At 69.1% G+C, this 16349-nt stretch carries 15 protein-coding genes; 7 read left to right on the top strand and 8 right to left on the bottom strand.

From position 1 onward, the window contains the following. Positions 1 to 81: 81 nt before the first annotated feature. The 6 genes from BM43_RS22840 to BM43_RS22815 all read right to left on the bottom strand — a co-directional run bounded on the left by BM43_RS22840 (position 82) and on the right by BM43_RS22815 (position 8473). Positions 82 to 1623, bottom strand: a complete 1542-nt coding sequence (locus BM43_RS22840; protein WP_036048921.1) for an efflux transporter outer membrane subunit — start codon at positions 1621 to 1623, stop codon at positions 82 to 84. Beyond that, positions 1616 to 2821: an efflux RND transporter periplasmic adaptor subunit gene (locus BM43_RS22835; RefSeq protein WP_036048922.1), complete on the bottom strand. Its 1206-nt coding sequence runs from the start codon at positions 2819 to 2821 to the stop codon at positions 1616 to 1618. The genes BM43_RS22840 and BM43_RS22835 overlap by 8 nt, the downstream gene beginning before the upstream one ends. Then, positions 2811 to 6065, bottom strand: a complete 3255-nt coding sequence (locus tag BM43_RS22830) for an efflux RND transporter permease subunit (RefSeq protein ID WP_036048924.1) — start codon at positions 6063 to 6065, stop codon at positions 2811 to 2813. Before BM43_RS22830 ends, BM43_RS22835 begins: the two co-directional genes overlap by 11 nt. A gap of 308 nt (positions 6066 to 6373) precedes the next feature. Beyond that, a complete protein-coding gene (locus BM43_RS22825; RefSeq protein WP_013699620.1) occupies positions 6374 to 7048 on the bottom strand; it encodes a response regulator transcription factor in 675 nt (224 codons plus the stop codon). Positions 7049 to 7057: 9 nt separating this feature from the next. Continuing rightward, positions 7058 to 7981 carry a LysR family transcriptional regulator gene (locus tag BM43_RS22820; RefSeq protein ID WP_036048926.1) on the bottom strand — a complete coding sequence of 308 codons (924 nt, stop codon included), beginning with the start codon at positions 7979 to 7981 and terminating at the stop codon, positions 7058 to 7060. A 117-nt stretch (positions 7982 to 8098) separates the two neighbouring features. Next, entirely contained in the window at positions 8099 to 8473 is a 375-nt protein-coding gene (locus tag BM43_RS22815) for a hypothetical protein (RefSeq protein ID WP_013699618.1), read from the bottom strand. A gap of 342 nt (positions 8474 to 8815) precedes the next feature. On the opposite strand from BM43_RS22815, the gene argG reads away from it, so the two are divergent. Both argG and BM43_RS22805 read left to right on the top strand, forming a co-directional pair. Further along, positions 8816 to 10159, top strand: a complete 1344-nt coding sequence (gene argG / locus BM43_RS22810) for an argininosuccinate synthase (protein WP_017921466.1) — start codon at positions 8816 to 8818, stop codon at positions 10157 to 10159. A gap of 199 nt (positions 10160 to 10358) precedes the next feature. Beyond that, positions 10359 to 10901, top strand: a complete 543-nt coding sequence (locus BM43_RS22805; RefSeq protein ID WP_036048928.1) for a hypothetical protein — start codon at positions 10359 to 10361, stop codon at positions 10899 to 10901. A 101-nt stretch (positions 10902 to 11002) separates the two neighbouring features. Here BM43_RS22805 and BM43_RS22800 read toward each other — a convergent pair whose 3' ends face one another. Then, positions 11003 to 11389 (bottom strand): lysozyme inhibitor LprI family protein, encoded by a 387-nt coding sequence (locus tag BM43_RS22800; RefSeq protein ID WP_042284897.1) that lies wholly within the window; start codon positions 11387 to 11389, stop codon positions 11003 to 11005. A gap of 125 nt (positions 11390 to 11514) precedes the next feature. On the opposite strand from BM43_RS22800, the gene BM43_RS22795 reads away from it, so the two are divergent. The 5 genes from BM43_RS22795 (at position 11515) to BM43_RS22775 (ending at position 15140) form a co-directional block, all read left to right on the top strand. Beyond that, positions 11515 to 12015: a winged helix-turn-helix transcriptional regulator gene (locus BM43_RS22795; protein WP_036048930.1), complete on the top strand. Its 501-nt coding sequence runs from the start codon at positions 11515 to 11517 to the stop codon at positions 12013 to 12015. A 330-nt stretch (positions 12016 to 12345) separates the two neighbouring features. Further along, positions 12346 to 13533, top strand: a complete 1188-nt coding sequence (locus BM43_RS22790; RefSeq protein WP_025099398.1) for a thiolase family protein — start codon at positions 12346 to 12348, stop codon at positions 13531 to 13533. A gap of 157 nt (positions 13534 to 13690) precedes the next feature. Continuing rightward, entirely contained in the window at positions 13691 to 14125 is a 435-nt protein-coding gene (locus BM43_RS22785; RefSeq protein WP_013699612.1) for a MarR family winged helix-turn-helix transcriptional regulator, read from the top strand. Positions 14126 to 14275: 150 nt separating this feature from the next. Then, positions 14276 to 14716, top strand: coding sequence for a tautomerase family protein (locus BM43_RS22780; RefSeq protein ID WP_036048932.1), 441 nt, complete (start codon positions 14276 to 14278; stop codon positions 14714 to 14716). A 52-nt stretch (positions 14717 to 14768) separates the two neighbouring features. Continuing rightward, positions 14769 to 15140, top strand: a complete 372-nt coding sequence (locus BM43_RS22775; protein WP_036048934.1) for a DUF779 domain-containing protein — start codon at positions 14769 to 14771, stop codon at positions 15138 to 15140. 33 nt (positions 15141 to 15173) lie between these two features. Here the strand turns inward: BM43_RS22775 and BM43_RS22770 are convergent, their stop codons facing one another. Next, on the bottom strand, positions 15174 to 16271 hold the full coding sequence (locus BM43_RS22770; protein WP_063769145.1) for a threonine aldolase family protein: 1098 nt from the start codon (positions 16269 to 16271) through the stop codon (positions 15174 to 15176). Between the last annotated feature and the right edge of the window lie 78 nt (positions 16272 to 16349).

Raw genomic sequence — 16349 nt, 5'->3', positions numbered from 1 at the left:
GCCGCGCCGGGCAAAAAAACGGCACCCGCCTCGCGACGGGTGCCTGAAAACGCGACACGCACCACACATGTCGCAGGAGATCTAGCTGGTCGAGCGCGTCGTCGCCAGGTTCGGCCGCGTGGTCGAAACCGGCATCGCGGCCGGTACCGGCGCGGCCGGCCTGGTTGCGGGCGCCGCGTTCGCCTTGTCGTTCGTCGCGGCCATCGTCGCCGCCCGATCCACCGACCACCCGCCGCCCAGCGCCGCGATCAAGCCCACCGCCGCCAGTTGCCGGCGCGTATCCAGTTCCAGCATGGTGATCTTCGTGTTCAGCTCGGTGGTCTGCGCCGTCACCACGTCGAGGTAGCTGACCACGCCGTCGCGGTAGCGCGACATCGACAGCTGCAAGGTGCGCTCGGCCGCGTCGAGCGCCTCCTGCTCGCGGTCGGCCTCGTCGCCGAGGTGATGGGTGAGCGCGAGGTTGTCCTCCACCTGCTGGCAGGCGGCCAGCACCACCGCGCGATACTGCGCGCCGTTCTCGGCCAGCTTGGCGTGGGCCTGGTCGGTGATCGCCTGGCGGCGGCCGCCGTCGAACAGCGTCAGCGCCAGGCTCGGCCCGATCGACCAGATCTCGTTGGGCGCGCTGAGCCAGTGGCCGAGCCCCGAGCTCTGGTAGCCGCCGATCAGCCCGAGCGTGATGTCGGGGAAGAAGGCCGCGCGCGCCACGCCGATCCGCGCGTTGGCGGCCGCCATGCGCCGCTCGGCGGCCGCCACGTCGGGGCGGCGCTGCAGCAGCGTGGCGGGGATGCCGGCCGGGATCGCGGGCAGGTAGGCCACCGTCAGGTCCGGCGCCAGCGAGAACGCGGAGGCCGGCACGCCGACCAGGGTGGCGATCGCATGCTCGTAGAGCGCGCGGCGCGCGCGCACGTCCTCGGCCGAGGCGCGCGCCGAATCGAGCTGCGTTTGTGCGCGCGAGACGTCGAGGTCGGAGGCGATGCCGCCCGCGTGCCGGCTCAGCGTCAGCTTCAGCGCGCGCTGGTAGGTGTCGATCGTGTCGGCCAGCAGCTTCTGCTGCTGGTCCAGCCCGCGCAGCTTGAAGTAAGCCGTGGCCAGGCTCGCCTGCAGGCTCAGGCGCACCGAGGCCAGGTCGTCGGCGGCGGCCTGCGCGTCGGCGCGGCCCGCGGCCACCTCGTTGCGTACCTTGCCCCACAGGTCGAGGTCGTAGTCGAAGCCGGCATCCAGCGTGTTGGCGCCGTAGATGTCGGGCTGGGTCGCGCCGCGCAGCGGACGCGTGGCCGAGGCGCGGTTGCTGGAGATCTGGGCGCCCAGGCCGAGGGTCGGAAACAATCCGGAGCGGGCCTGATCGAACAGCGCGCTGGCCTCGTCGTGGCGCGCCACGGCGGCGGCCACGTCGGGGTTGGCCGCCGCCACCTGGATCTCCAGTTTGTCGAGCGCCGGATCGCGGAACGCCTTCCACCAGCCGTCGCGCTCGATGCGGTCGGCCGGCTGCGCGGTCTGCCAGCCGCCGGCTTCCTTGAAGGTGGTCGGCAACGCGGTTCGCGGCGCGTGATAGATGGGCGCGAACGAGCAGGCGGAAAGAAAGGCGACGCCGGCCAGCATCGCGCAGAGCCGACGTTTACCCATTGGCCTGCTCCGCGTTGCCCGCCGTCGAGGCGACCGTGCCGGCCGGCGGCGCGAGCCGCACCGGGTCGCCGTTGGACAGCGAGTCGGGCGGGTTGTCGATCACGCGATCGTCGGGCGCGAGGCCGGTGGCGATCTGCACGTGGGTGCCGAAGTCGGTGCCGATCGTCACCGGCTTGAGCACCGCGCGATTGTCCTTGCCGACCACCGCCACCTGCAGGCCCGCCTGGCGGAAGATCAGCGAGCTGGCGGGAATCGTCAGCGCGTGGCTGCTGCCGGCGGGTAGAGCGAAATGCACCTCGGTGTATTCGCCGGGGATCAGCTTGCCGTCCTGGTTGTCCACCATCAGCTGCACCAGCAGGGTGCCGGTGGCGCCGGCGATCGAATCGTCGGTGTCGACCAGTTTCGCGTGGAAGGTCTCGCCGGGGTGCTCGGGCACGGTGAGCGTGGCATTCATGCCGGGATGGATCGCGGCGGCCTCGTTCTGCGGCACGCTCACGTAGACGCGCAACTGGTGCACGTCGGATACCGCGAACAGCTCGGGCCCGGTGCCCTGGCCGGCCGAGATCAGCTGGCCGATGTCGGTCTTGCGCGCGGTGACCACGCCGTCGAAGGGCGCGACGATGCGCTTGAAGGCTTCCAGCGCCTCCAGGCGCCGCACGTTGGCCTGGTTGGCCGCCACGATCGCCTGCTTGGCGGCCAGGTCGCTGGTCTTCTCGTCGGTTTCCTGCTGCGAGACCGAATCCTGCGCCAGCATGCGGGTCCAGCGCGCGGCGGTGGAGGCGGCCAGCTTCTCGTTGGCCAGCGAGCTCTGCAGGTCGGCGCGCGCCTGCTGCAACTGCTGGTCGAGCTCGGGCGTGTCGATCAGGCCGAGCAACTGGCCGGACTTCACGTGCGCGCCGATATCGGCGTACCAGGCATGCAGGTAGCCCGACACCTGCGCGTGGATCGGCGCGTTCTCGAATGCCGACAGGTGGCCCGGCAGCACCAGGGACGCGCCGTCGGCGCCGCTCGAGGGCGTGTAGGCCACCACGGTCGGCACCGCCTGCGCGGCGGACCAGCCGGTCAGTTCCTGTTTCGCGTGGACCCGCCCGGCGATGCCGGTGGCCACGATGCCGAGCGCGACCAGCGCGGCGAGCGCGGCGACCAGCTTGAGGTTGGGCAGCCGTTTCGGCGACTTGATTTCGATCTCAGTGGACATGGGAAGCTCCGGACGCGGAAGAGGAGGAAGCGCGGGTGCCGTCGTGCTGGTGCGCGTCGCGCCGATGCACGAGGCTGAACACGACGGGGACGAAGAACAGCGTGGCCAGCGTGGCGCAGGCCAGGCCGCCGATCACGGCGCGGCCGAGCGGGGCATTCTGCTCGCCGCCGTCGCCCAGGCCGAGCGCCATCGGCGCCATGCCGATGATCATCGCCAGGGCCGTCATCAGCACCGGGCGGAAGCGCGTGAAGCCGGCCTCGAGCGCGGCGGCCAGCGCGTTGCCGGTTTCGGCCAGGCGTTCGCGCGCGAAGCTGACCACCAGGATCGAGTTGGCGGTGGCCACGCCCATGCAGAGGATCGCGCCGGTCAGCGCCGGCACCGACAATGGCGTGTGGGTGGTGAACAGCATCCAGACGATGCCGGCCAGCGCCGCCGGCAGCGCCGAGACGATCACGAAGGCATCGGCCCAGGAGTGGAAGTTCACCACGATCAGCAGGTAGATCAGCGCGATCGCGCCCGCGAGGCCCAGCAGCAGGCCGGCGAAGGCGCCGTTCATGGTCTGCACCTGGCCGCGCAGCGTGACGGTCGAGCCCTTGGGCAGGTCGTGGGCGGTGGCTTTCACGATGCCGTCGATGTCGGTGGCGATCGCGCCGAGGTCGCGGCCCTGGGTGGTGGCGTAGATGTCGAACAGCGGCTCGATGTTGTAGTGCGAGACCACCGCGTCGCCGACGCCGCGCGTGATGGTGGCCAGCCCGCCGAGCAGTTGCGAGTCGCCGCTGGCGCCCGTCACCGGCAGGTTCTGCAGCGCCGAGAGGGTGGTCATGCGGTATTGCGGGGTCTGCGCCACGATCGGGTAGGACACGCCGTTCCTCGGGTTGAGCCAGTAGGTCGGGTCCACCTGGCTGGTGCCGGCCAGGGTGGCGACCACCGAGTTGGTGACGTCCTGCTCGGTGATGCCGAGCTGGTCGGCGCGCGTGCGGTCGACCGCCACCGTGAACTGCGGATAGGTGGTGGCCTGCTGGATGCGCGTGTCGGCGATGCCGGGGATCAGGCGCATCCGGCGGTACAGCTCGCGCGCGTACTTCAGGTTGGCGGCCTGGTTCGGGCCGGCCACCTGCAGGTCGACCGGGGCCGGCGCGCCGAAGTTGAGGATCTGGCTGACGATGTCGGCCGGCAGGAACGAGAAGCTGGTGCCGGGATAGGCGCGCGGCAGCAGCTCGCGCAGCTTGCGCACGTAGCCGGCGGTGGGCGCGTGATCCTCGGACAGCGAGATCAGGATGTCGCCGTCCTGCGGCCCGATCGTGCCGCTGTTGTTGTAGGTCAGGTTGATGCCGCTCTTGGGCAGGCCGATGTTGTCGATCACCTCGCGCAGCTGCGCAGGCGGGATCACGCCGCGGATGGTGTTCTCGATGCGGTCGAACTCGGCGGCGGTCTCCTCCACGCGGGTGCCGACCGGCGCGCGCACGTGCAGCGAGATCTCGCCCGAATCGATGGTCGGGAAGAAGTTGCGGCCGAGCCAGGGCGCCAGCAGGAAGGAGGCGGCCACCACGCACAGGAAGCCGGTCACGAAGGGCTTGCGGCGCGTCAGCGCCAGCCCCAGCAGGATCCGGTACGAAGCGCGCACCGCCTCGAAGCGGCGCTCGAAGGCGCGCTGGAAGCGCACCAGCGGATTGCGCGAGGGCGGCACGTCGTGCGCGCCGGCGTGGCCCGCGTGCGAGTCCATGATCGCGGCCATCTCGCCCGAGGCGTGGCCGGCCGAGGCATGCGGCTTGAGCAGGTATTGCGCGAGCATCGGCACGAAGGTGCGCGACAGCACGAACGAGGAGATCATCGCGAAGATCACCGCCTTGGCCATCGGCACGAACAGGAAGCGCGAGATGCCGTCGAGCATCAGCATCGGCACGAACACGATGCAGATGCACATCAGCGAGACCAGCGCCGGCATCACGATCTGCCGCGCGCCGTCGATGATCGCGCTGCGCGTGTCCTTGCCCTGCTCGAGGTGCCAGTTGACGTTCTCGATGGTCACCGTGGCGTCGTCCACCAGGATCCCGACCGCCAGCGCCAGGCCGCCGAGCGTCATCACGTTGAGGGTCTCGCCGGTGGCGGCCAGCAGCGCGATCGCCGAGAGCACGGCCAGCGGGATCGAGGCGGCGATGATCAGCGTCGAGCGCCAGGAGCCGAGGAACAGCAGGATCATCAGCGAGGTGAGCGCCGCGGCGATCACACCCTCGCGCGCCACGCCGCTCACGGCGCCCTTCACGAAGGTCGACTGGTCGCCCATGGTGACCAGCTTCAGGCCCGGCGGCAGGGTCTGCTCGATCAGCGGCAGCTTGGCCTTCACGCCCGAGATGATGTCGAGCGTGGAGGCCGAGCCGTTCTTCAGGATGCTCATCAGCACCGCGCGATGGCCGTCCACGCGCACGATGTTGGTCTGCGGCGGGAAGCCGTCGCGCACGTGGGCCACGTCGCGGATGTAAATGGTGGTGCCGCCCACCGACTTGATCGGCAGGTCGTTCAACGCATCGAGCGCGAGCGGGCTGTTGTTGAGCTTGATGTTGTACTCGAAGCGGCCGATCTTCTGCGTGCCGGCCGGGATGATCTGGTTCTGCTGCGCCAGCGCGTGCGCCACGTCCTGCGCCGACAGCCCCTTCGATTGCAGCGCCTGCGGGTCGAGGTCGATCTGCACCTCGCGGGTCTTGCCGCCATAGGGCGTCGGGATCGCCACGCCGGGCACCGACAGCAGTTGCGGGCGGATGAAGTTCTCCGCGTAGTCCTCCAGCTTCTGCTCGTCCAGCGTGCTGCTGGTCAGCGCGATCTGCAGCACCGGCACGGTCGAGGCGTTGTAGTTGAGGATCTGCGGCGGCGTGGTGCCCGGCGGCATCTGCTTGAGCACGGTCTGCGAGATCGAGGTGACCTGCGCGGTGGCGGTTCGGATGTCCACCGTCGGCTGGAAGAAGATCTTGACGATGCCGAAGCTGCGGAACGACTGCGACTCGATGTGCTGCACGTCGTTGACGGTGGTGCCGAGCGTACGTTCGTAGTACGTGACGATGCGTCCCGACATGTCGTCCGGCTGCAGGCCGGCGTAATTCCAGATCACGCTGATCACCGGAATGCGGATGTCCGGGAAGATGTCGGTGGGCGTGCGTAGCGCCGCGAGCGGGCCTGCCAACAGGATCAGCAGCGCCAGCACGATGAACGTGTAGGGCCGGACCAAGGCGAGCCGGACGATTTTCAGCATGTGATGCTGCTCCGTAGAAAGCGTCGTTCGGGTGAGGGGCTGGCGCGGCCGCTTGGGGAAAACGCGGACACGCGCCGACGACAGCATTCTGGGGAGCACGCCCTAACAGCCTGCCGCTAAAAACATGAAAGAAGTTTCATGGCCCGGCGCGATCGCGGCGAGGGCGGCGCGCTTGCGTGCCGGGCCTGCGCCGTGATGCGTGACATGCCGATGAAGCGACGATGAATGCTTGCGCGCGCAACCAGAACGACGATGCCCCGCATGGGCGGGGCATCGTGATGCCGGCGGCGAGGATCGCGCCGTGGCGCTCAGCCGAGCATGTAGCCGGCGCCGCGGATGGTGCGGATCAGGGGGCTCTCGCCCGAGCGATTGATCTTGCGGCGCAGCCGGCCGACGTGCACGTCGATCAGGTTGGTGCCGGGATCGAAGCGGCAGCCCCACACGCCCTCGAAGATCATGGTGCGCGTGAGCACGCGCCCGGCGTGGCGCATCATGAATTCGAGCACGCGGAACTCGGTGGGCAGCAGGTCCAGCTCGCGCGCGCCGAGCATCGCCGTGCGCCGCACCAGGTCCAGCTCGATGCCGTTGGCGCGCAGCACCGTCTCGGCATGCGCGTTGCGCGGGCGGCGGCGCATCAGCACCTCCAGGCGCGCTACCATCTCGTCGAGCGAGAAAGGCTTGACCAGGTAGTCGTCGCCGCCGGCGCGCAGCCCGGCGATGCGCTGGTCGACCTCGGACATCGCGCTCATCACCAGCACCGGCGTGTCGAGGCCGACGCCGCGCATGGTGGAGAGGATCGCCAGGCCATCCAGGTCGGGCAGCATGCGGTCGAGCGTGACGGCGTCGTAGTCGCCCGCCATCACCTTGGCGATGCCCTCGCGGCCGGTGCGCGCGACGTCGACGCTATGGCCCTGCGCGTGGAGCTGGCGCGCGATGCTGTCGGCGATCAGGACATCGTCCTCGATCGTCAGGATCTTCGACATGGAGCGGTATCAGGCGACGGCGCGCAAGGTGGCGGCGCGATCCGCGCCGCGATAGCGTCCCACCGCGAAATCGATGAAGCTGCGGACCTTCATCGACAGATAGTTGCGGCCCGGGTAGAGGATCGAGATGCTGCGCGGGCCGCCGTTGGCCGCGTGGCCGTCGAGCAGGGCGACCAGGTCGCCGCGCGCCAGGTCGCCCGCCACCAGCGGCTCGGGCAGCAGGGCGATGCCCATGTGGCTGAGCGCGGCCACCCTCACCATCGCGCTGCCGCTGGAGGCCAGCGCCTGGCCGGTGTAGACGCGGCACACGCCGTCGCGGTCGGCGAATTCCCAGGTGCGCGCGGTGCCGTCGGACACCGTCAGCAGGCTGTGCTCGTTGAGCGTGCCCGGGTCAGCCGGCGTGCCGTGGCGCGCGAGATAGGCGGGCGAGGCCACCAGCACCTCGCGCACCGTGGTCAGCGCGCGCGACACCAGGGTGGCGCTGACCAGCCGGCGGTCGTCGGAGAAGCAGACGTCGTAGCCGCCTTCCACCATGTCGATATGGGTGTCGAAGGTGGTCACGTCGAAACCCACGCGCGGATGCTGCAGCCGGTAGGCGGCCAGCAGCTCGCCCAGGCCGCCGGCGGCGAAGCTCATCGAGGCGGCCACCCGCAGCGTGCCGCGCGGGTCCCGCGTGGCGCGCACCAGGTTCGATTCGATCTCGTCGAGTTTCTCGATGATGGTGCGGCAGCCGTCGAGGTATTCGCGGCCCGCCTCGGTCAGCGACAGGCTGCGCGTGGTGCGGTTCAGCAGGCGCATGTTCAGGTGCGCCTCCAGCATGCCGACGCTGCGCGTGACGGCCGCGGCCGACATGCCGAGCTGGCGCGCCGCGAGGTTGAAGCTTTCTAGATCGACTACACGCGTGAAGACACGCATCGCCTGGAGCTGGTTCATGGTTGTGTGAACAACGATTGCGATGCATCCATGATCGGCGCGCGGCGTTAACAACTCGCCGCCCGGAACATGAAGGTTTTTTCAGAATCGCGCGCCGCGCACGGGGCGCGGCGCGCCTCAGTTCGGCAGGCCGGCGGCCTCGCGCTGCTCCTCCAGGTGGCGGCCCAGCGATTCGTGCAGCCGCTCCAGGCTGCGCGGCGGCAGCGCGAAGCCGCTCCAGCCCAGGCCGGTATGGCGCAGGAACAGCACCGCGCCGCCGTACAGCGCGTGCTGTTCGGTGTACCAGCAGGGATCCATCTCCACCACGTACTGCTCCGAGCGCGAGGGCGTCTCCGGCACGGCCGGCTGCATCGAGGCGCGCAGCAGGCTCAGGTACTGGATCACCGCGTCGACGTCGGCCGGATCGAGAATCACCGAGGCTCGATCGATCGAGACCAGCACGGCTTGCTTTCCGTATTCGTTGATCATTTCGATACTCATCGGGCGTGTCATCTCCGGCTCCTGTCCAGGTCACGATGCGTCGATTATCGGACCGCGCCCCCAGGCCATTTCTGAAACAACCGTATCGTCGGATGAAATTTTGTTTAAGGACCGGCGGGCGCCGAGCGGCCGGCCGGCGTCGATCCGCTGACGGCGGGCTTCCTCGTCCCAAATTGGGATGGCGAGCTGCCTCTTCGGCCCGGATCCGCGCCGGGCGGGCGCCTGGCGGCGATTCTCCCGGTATCCCGGGCGGCATTCGGGCCGGCGACAAGACTTGCCTCATAATCAGGCACCGCCGATACTTACGGGTTACGCGCTCCTCCTTTCGATCACGATTTAATCGGTTTCCCCGTCATGACCACGATTCTTGAAAGTCTCCCGACCGGCCAGAAGGTCGGCATCGCCTTCTCCGGCGGTCTCGATACCAGCGCCGCGCTGCACTGGATGCGGATCAAGGGCGCCGTGCCTTACGCCTACACCGCGAACCTCGGCCAGCCCGACGAGGCCGACTACGACGCGATCCCGCAACGCGCCCGCGAATACGGCGCCGAGAACGCCCGCCTGATCGATTGCCGCGCGCAACTGGTGGCCGAGGGGATCGCCGCCCTGCAATCGGGCGCCTTCCATATCTCGACGGCCGGCGTCACGTATTTCAATACGACCCCGATTGGCCGCGCCGTGACCGGCACCATGCTGGTGGCCGCCATGAAGGAAGACGGCGTCAACATCTGGGGCGACGGCAGCACCTACAAGGGCAACGACATCGAGCGCTTCTACCGCTACGGCCTGCTGGTCAACCCGGACCTGAAGATCTACAAGCCCTGGCTGGACCAGCAGTTCATCGACGAGCTGGGCGGCCGCGCCGAGATGTCGGAGTTCATGAACAAGGCCGGCTTCGGCTACAAGATGTCGGCCGAGAAGGCCTATTCGACCGATTCGAACCTGCTGGGCGCCACCCACGAGGCCAAGGACCTGGAAAGCCTGGAATCGGGCATCAAGATCGTCAACCCGATCATGGGCGTGGCGTTCTGGCGCGACGACGTGAAGATCGCCGCCGAGGAAGTGACGGTGCGCTTCGAGGAAGGCCGCCCGGTCGCGCTGAACGGCGTGGAATACGCCGACCAGGTCGAGCTGCTGCTGGAAGCCAACCGCATCGGCGGCCGCCACGGCCTGGGCATGAGCGACCAGATCGAGAACCGCATCATCGAGGCCAAGAGCCGCGGCATCTACGAAGCCCCGGGCCTGGCGCTGCTCTACATCGCCTACGAGCGCCTGGTCACCGGCATCCACAACGAGGACACCATCGAGCAGTACCGCGAGAGCGGCCGCCGCCTCGGTCGCCTGCTGTACCAGGGCCGCTGGTTCGATCCGCAGGCCATCATGCTGCGCGAGACGGCCCAGCGCTGGGTGGCGCGCGCGATCACCGGCGAGGTGAAGATCGAGCTGCGTCGCGGCAACGATTATTCGATCCTCAGCACGATCTCGCCGAACCTGACCTACGCGCCGGAGCGCCTGTCGATGGAGAAGGTCGCCTCGACCTTCTCGCCGCGCGACCGGATCGGCCAGCTGACGATGCGCAACCTCGACATCACCGATACGCGCGACAAGCTGCGCGTGTACTCGCAGGTCGGGCTGCTGACGCCGGGCGAGGCGTCGGCCCTGCCGCAGATCAAGCAGGACGAGAAGGCCGGCAAGTAAGCTGGCGAATTAGCTGGCAAATTGGCTGGCGACGGGCGCGGCGGCCGGTGCATCGGCCGCCGCGCCTCGCGGTACCCGGGCCCCGCGGCGCGCGCACCAGAGGCGTGTGTCGCGGGGCTTCGCGCAGGGGCATGCGCGTGTCGAGCAAGACCTTGCATCGGCTGTCCGAATCCAAGCAGAACGAAAGAGAGAGGCCACCATGTTCACCATGATTCCCGAGATGTCCTTCGGCCGCCGCCTGTCGCTGTGGTGGTCCTGCATCTGGCGCCAGACGCTGGCCACGCTGCCGATCTGGCTGGTCGCCGGCGGCTTCGTGCTCTATTCCATCGTGCGCGCCGAGCATGGCGAGGCGAACTGGCTGTCGTCGCTGGTCAACTCGATGGGCGCGCTGGTGCTCGTCGGCGGGGGCGTCCTGCTGGTGGTGAGCCTGCTGTGCATCCCGATCATCGGCTACATGACGCGACGCGCCTTCGCCAGGCACCAGCTCAGCGTGCCGCCCGACTACAGCTTCGGCCAGGCGGCGATGCTCGGTCTCACCACCTGGGGCTGGACCATCGTGGTGTCGATGGCGGTCAACGTGCTGTCCTACCTGCTGCAGGCCGTGGTCGGCAAGGCGTCGGTGGTGATGGCCGTGGGACAGTTGGTGTTCCTGGTGCTGAACATGATCGGCGCGATCTATATCGTGCTGCCGCGCCAGGCCTGGCGGCTGCGCCGGCAGGCGGGCGAGCCCGAGGCGCGGTGAGCGCCGGGCGGCGCGCCGCCCCGATCGTTTTTCCTGCGGCCTCGCCCTTGCGGCGAGGCCGCCTGCGTTTGCACGAGCAGCCGGCGGGCGGCCGCGCCTGCTCAGAACGGCCCGCGGCTCTGCAATTGCCGATACTGCTGCTTGAGCGCGTCGATCCGCTCGCGATAGGCGGTGGCCAGGCAGGACTGCGAAGCGCCGCAACGCGCGCGGCGCTTGAGCCACTGCTGCTGCGCCTCGCCCATGTCGCCGCGGGTGCCCATCGCCACCAGCCCCATCAGCATCTCGTAGCGCACCGACATCTCCACATCCTGCTCGCTGAGCGCGCGCGAGGCGCAGATCGCGCGCTCGTCGGCCTGCCTGGCTTGCTTGCAATCGAAGCTGGCGGCCTGGGCGGCCAGGGGCAGGGCGATCAACAGCGGCATCAGCGCGAGGCCGGCCGCGCGCAGCGTGCCGGGGCGAAGGCGGGCAAGGCAAGAGAGATAGGGCATGTCGGCTCCGATCGGTTCGGGGAGCCATCGATGATACCCGTGCCGCCGAGGCAGCTTGTCGGTGGCGCGGGCGGGCGGATCTTCTATACTTTCCGCACGAACCAGGGCGGGAAGCAGGAACAGCGATGAAACGGAAGAGCTTGGCCGGAATGGATTGCGCGGTGGCGCTGGCGCTGGAGCAGGTCGGCGAATGGTGGAGCCTGCTGATCCTGCGCGACGCGATGCAGGGCTCGACGCGCTTCGAGCAGTTTCGCGAGAGCCTCGAGATCTCGCCCACCATGCTGTCCAAGCGCCTGTCCGATCTGGTGGAGGGCGGCCTGCTCGAGCGCGTGCGCAGCACGCCCGAATCGAGCCGCGACGAGTATCGCGTGACGGCCAAGGGGCGCGGGCTCGCGCCGGTGCTGATCACCTTGTTCGCCTGGGGGCGCCGCCACGTCAAGGGCCATCCCTGGGGCGTCGATTTCGTCGATCGCGAAACCGGCAAGGCCGTCGATCCGGTGCTGATCGACCGTCATACCGGCAAGGTGCTGAGCCGCGAGACGCATGCCTTCGTGCCGGGACGCCATGCGTCCGAGACCACGCTCAAGCGCCTGAAGACGCTCGCCGAACTCGACGAGGCGAACTGAGCGGCGCAGCCGCCTCCGCATGGCGCAGCCACCTCCGCATTAGCCAGCTTCCTGGCGTTCACCGCCCCGTTTCCCGCCCTGCCAGGCGACCCGGCCCGGCGCTTGGCTTTCCTGTTCCTTCCGGCGCGGCATCTCTTTCGTGCCGCCGTCCTGCCCCCGCCCGATTGCCCGAGCCCGGCCGCGCCAGCCGGGTCCGTCCCCGTTCGCCACCCGTCTCTCGGCTCACCACGGCAGCGATACAGGGAAATCACTACAATAACGATACTGAATGTGGTGTTCCCTGAAACCGAGTCAGCCGGCGCCGCCGGCCCAAGCAGGAGGCATGCAATCGTGACCCTCAACCGTGAAATCATCCTGGCCGCGCCGCTGCGCACCGCCATCGGCACCTTCAACGGCACCCTCAAGGACATTCCCGCCACCGATCTCGGCGCCCACGTGATCAAGGCGGTGCTGGCGCAGACCGGCGTCGATCCTTCGAAACTGGGCAGCGTGGTGCTCGGCAACGTGGTGCAGGCCGGCAATCGCATGAACCCGGCGCGCCAGGCCTCGGTCAACGGCGGCGTGCCGGTGGCGGTGCCGGCGCTGACGGTCAACCGCGTCTGCGGCTCGGGCGCCCAGGCGATCGTCTCGGCCGCGCAGGAGGTGCTGCTGGGCACCGCCGAGGCCGCGATCGCCGGCGGCATGGAGAACATGGACCGCGCGCCCTATCTGCTGGCCGGCGCGCGCCGCGGCTACCGGATGGGCGACGCGACCATGCAGGACAGCGTGCTGCTCGACGGCCTGCTCGACGCCTTCTCGGGCGAGCATTCGGGCTGGCATACCGAGGACCTGGTCGCCGAGCACCACGTGACGCGCGAGGACCAGGACCGCTGGGCGGCGCGCTCGCAGCAGCGTTTCGCCGAGGCGCAGCGCGCAGGCCATTTCGCGGCCGAGATCGTGCCGCTGGACGTCAAGGCCGGCAAGCAGCAGATCGAATTCGTGCAGGACGAGCACAACCGCCCGGATACCACCCAGGAGAAGCTCGCCCAGCTTCGCCCGGCCTTCCGCAAGGACGGCACCATCACGGCCGGCAACGCGCCGGGCCTGAACACCGGCGCCGCGGCGATGCTGGTGGCCGATCGCGCCTTCGCCGAGAAGCAGGGCATCGAGCCGCTCGCCCGGCTGGTGGCCTGGGGCGTGGCCGGCGTCGAGCCGGGCCAGTTCGGCTACGGGCCGGTGCCGGCGGTGCGCCAGGCGCTGTCGCGCGCGGGCTGGAGCATCGGCGACATCGAGGCGATCGAGATCAACGAGGCCTTCGCGGCGGTGCCGATCGTGGCGCTGCGCGCGCTGGGCCTGGCCGAGGACATCGTCAACAGCGAGGGCGGCGCGGTGGCTCATGGACACCCGATCGGCGCGACTGGCGCGATCCTCGCCACGCGGCTGATCCACGCGATGCGCCGGCGCGGCCAGCGGCGCGGCGTGGTCACGCTCTGCATCGGCGGCGGGCAGGGCATCGCGCTGGCGCTCGAGACGCTGTAAGGCGCCGGGCCGGCGCATGGTGAAGCGGCGGGGCCCGGTACCGGCCCCGCCTTTTGGTGGGCCGCCGCGCCGGCTGCGCTGCCCGTTTTTGACACGCGTTTTCTTCGCGTGTAGTGTCGGCCGCAATCACATCACTCGATTGCCGCGCCCGCCGACCATGTTCACCGACTGCTACTGCACGCAATTCCGGCGCTCGGCCAATGCGCTGACCAGCGTCTACGACGACGCGCTGCGTCCCGCCGGCCTCAAGATCACGCAATTCTCCCTGCTGCGCGCGCTGGAGCGGCTCGGTGCGGCCACCTACACCGAGATCGCCGCCGAGGCCGCGCTCGACAAGACCACCATCTCCCGCAACCTGAAGATCCTGATCGAGGCCGGCTGGGTCGATACCTCGGCCGACGAGGACGCGCGCTTCAAGGTTGCCCGGCTCAGCAAGCGCGGCATCGCCAAGCTGCGCGGCGCCGAGCCTTACTGGCGCGAGGCGCAGGACAAGGTCGAGGACGAGGTGCGCAAGTTCATGAAGGGCCCCGCCAACAAGCGCCTGCTGCAGGCGCTCGAATCCCTGCAGCAGGCCGCCAGCGACGCGAAGTAGGCGCGCGCGAGGATGGCGGGTTAACCCCGCCTGTCTGTCCGGCGCGGCGGACCGTAACATGAGATGTAGCTACAACCAATCGGCATCGATCTGATCATATGGCTAGAAAGATGCAGCTACATCCATCTATCGGGAAATCGGGAGTACGTCATGCCAACCTATGTCGTATCGGCGGCGGCAGGCCGCCTCGACGCGCAGCAGAAGGCGCGGATCGCGGCCGGCATCACCGAGGCGCACAGCCGGGCCACCGGCGCGCAGGGCTTTTTCGCGCAGGTGATCTTCGTGCCGATCGCCGAGGGCGATCACTTCCTCGGCGGCCGTCCCTTGAAGTCGGACCAGATCCACGTGAACGGGCAGATCCGTGCGGGCCGCAACGCCGAGCAGAAGCGGCGCCTGCTCGACGCGATCGTCGAGCTCGTGACGCGCGCCGCGCAGGCCGAGCCGCGCGCCGTCTGGGTGTACATTGCCGATGTGCCGCCTTCGCAGATGGTCGAGTACGGCAGGGTACTGCCCGAGCCCGGCGAGGAGGCGAACTGGCTGCAGGCCATGCCCGACGAGGATCGCGCCTATCTCGTCGGCATCGGCCAGTGAACCCGCATCGGAGCCGCCTCTCGCGGCGCCGTGTCCACCGGAGGAGATCGCCATGTCCGAACTGCCGCAACGCGTCGTTGCCACCGACGCGGCCCGCAAGCTGATCCAGACGCTCAGCGAGAAGCACGGCAAGCTGATGTTCCACCAGTCGGGCGGCTGCTGCGACGGCAGCGCGCCGATGTGCCTTCAGGATGGCGAACTGATCATAGGCGGCTCCGACGTCTGCCTCGGGTCGATCGAGGGCATGTCCTTCTACATGAGCGACAGCCAGTACGAATCCTGGAAGCACACGCAACTGATCGTCGACGTGATTCCCGGCAACGGCGGCATGTTCTCGCTGGAGCAACCGACCGGCATGCGCTTCCTGACGCGTTCGCGGCTGTTCAGCGACGAGGAATTGCAGCAGCTCGGGATGCGCCGCTGAAGCGGACGGCGGCTCGATCGATTCCCCTTCTTCTCAGTACCCTGCGCCACCCGCCTGCACGGCTCGGCCGCCCATCGTGCCGGCGCTGCCCGCGTGGGCCTCGGCCACCGAGGCGATGATGCCGATCGCTTCCTGGATCTGCCGGCGGGTGATGTTCAGGTAGGGAATCGCGCGCACGCCGTCGGTGCCGGACGGCAGCACATGCAGACCGCGCGCATGCAGTTCGTCGACGAAGCGCCCGGCCGGCAGCGAGCTGACGCCGAAGCGCACGATATTGGTTTCCACCGTGGCGGGATCGAGCGCGATGCCGGGCAGGCTGGCGATGCCTTCGGCCAGCAGCCGCGCATGTTCGTGATCCTCGCCCAGCCGCTCGCGATGATGGCGCAGCGCATGCAGCGCGCCGGCCGCGATCATGCCGGCCTGCCGGAAGCCTCCGCCGATCTGCTGCTTGAAGCGGCGCGCCCGCGCGATGAACTCGCGCGAGCCGGCCAGCGCCGAACCGACCGGCGCGCCCAATCCCTTCGAGAAACACACGCTGACCGAATCGAAGTGCCTCGCGTATTCGCTTTCCGCAATGCCGGTGGCGGCCGTCGCGTGCCAGAGCCGGGCGCCGTCCAGGTGCAGCGCGAGGCCGCGCGAGCGCGCCAGCTCGCAGACGGCCTTCAGCGAGTCGAGCGGCCAGACCTTGCCGCCGCCGAGGTTGTGCGTGTTCTCCAGGCACAGCAGCTTCGGCGGCGCCGGAATGGTGGCCGGGAAGAAGCGATGCGACACGCCGAGCACGTTTGCCACGTCCTCCGGCGTGAAGATGCCGCGTTGGCCGGGCAGCAGGCGCGGCAGCACGCCCGAGATCGCGGCCGGGGCGCCGCCTTCGAGGATGTAGACATGCGCCTGCTGGTCGAACAGCACCGCGTCGCCGGGCTCGGTATGCGCGCGGATGCCGACCTGGTTGGTCATGGTGCCGGTCACCATGTAGACGGCATCCTCCTTGCCGAGCAATTCGGCGACTTCGCGCTCCAGCGCCTTGACGCTCGGGTCGTCGCCATAGACGTCGTCGCCCACCTCGGCCGAGGCGATCGCCTCGCGCATGGCGGACGTGGGGCGGCTGCAGGTATCGCTGCGCAGATCGATCATGGTGGACCTCCTCGGGCCGATGGTTCGAAAGGCGCAGCATGGCCGGCGCGATGCCGGCCGCTTTGGACAATCTTGCGG

The sequence above is a fragment of the Burkholderia gladioli genome, from assembly GCF_000959725.1.
In the GTDB taxonomy this organism is placed as follows: domain Bacteria; phylum Pseudomonadota; class Gammaproteobacteria; order Burkholderiales; family Burkholderiaceae; genus Burkholderia; species Burkholderia gladioli.
Note: the sequence above shows the minus strand (reverse complement) of the source record. Positions and strands in the feature narration are given on the sequence as shown.

What these genes read in the sequence shown, in the direction of transcription:
- BM43_RS22800 (WP_042284897.1), bottom strand. Translation starts at nt 11,389, where the DNA reads ATGCCCTATCTCTCTTGCCTTGCCCGCCTTCGCCCCGGCACGCTGCGC.
- BM43_RS22830 (WP_036048924.1), bottom strand. Translation starts at nt 6,065, where the DNA reads ATGCTGAAAATCGTCCGGCTCGCCTTGGTCCGGCCCTACACGTTCATC.
- BM43_RS22820 (WP_036048926.1), bottom strand. Translation starts at nt 7,981, where the DNA reads ATGAACCAGCTCCAGGCGATGCGTGTCTTCACGCGTGTAGTCGATCTA.
- BM43_RS22795 (WP_036048930.1), top strand. Translation starts at nt 11,515, where the DNA reads ATGAAACGGAAGAGCTTGGCCGGAATGGATTGCGCGGTGGCGCTGGCG.
- BM43_RS22835 (WP_036048922.1), bottom strand. Translation starts at nt 2,821, where the DNA reads ATGTCCACTGAGATCGAAATCAAGTCGCCGAAACGGCTGCCCAACCTC.
- BM43_RS22805 (WP_036048928.1), top strand. Translation starts at nt 10,359, where the DNA reads ATGTTCACCATGATTCCCGAGATGTCCTTCGGCCGCCGCCTGTCGCTG.
- BM43_RS22780 (WP_036048932.1), top strand. Translation starts at nt 14,276, where the DNA reads ATGCCAACCTATGTCGTATCGGCGGCGGCAGGCCGCCTCGACGCGCAG.
- argG (WP_017921466.1), top strand. Translation starts at nt 8,816, where the DNA reads ATGACCACGATTCTTGAAAGTCTCCCGACCGGCCAGAAGGTCGGCATC.
- BM43_RS22840 (WP_036048921.1), bottom strand. Translation starts at nt 1,623, where the DNA reads ATGGGTAAACGTCGGCTCTGCGCGATGCTGGCCGGCGTCGCCTTTCTT.
- BM43_RS22785 (WP_013699612.1), top strand. Translation starts at nt 13,691, where the DNA reads ATGTTCACCGACTGCTACTGCACGCAATTCCGGCGCTCGGCCAATGCG.
- BM43_RS22770 (WP_063769145.1), bottom strand. Translation starts at nt 16,271, where the DNA reads ATGATCGATCTGCGCAGCGATACCTGCAGCCGCCCCACGTCCGCCATG.
- BM43_RS22775 (WP_036048934.1), top strand. Translation starts at nt 14,769, where the DNA reads ATGTCCGAACTGCCGCAACGCGTCGTTGCCACCGACGCGGCCCGCAAG.
- BM43_RS22825 (WP_013699620.1), bottom strand. Translation starts at nt 7,048, where the DNA reads ATGTCGAAGATCCTGACGATCGAGGACGATGTCCTGATCGCCGACAGC.
- BM43_RS22815 (WP_013699618.1), bottom strand. Translation starts at nt 8,473, where the DNA reads ATGACACGCCCGATGAGTATCGAAATGATCAACGAATACGGAAAGCAA.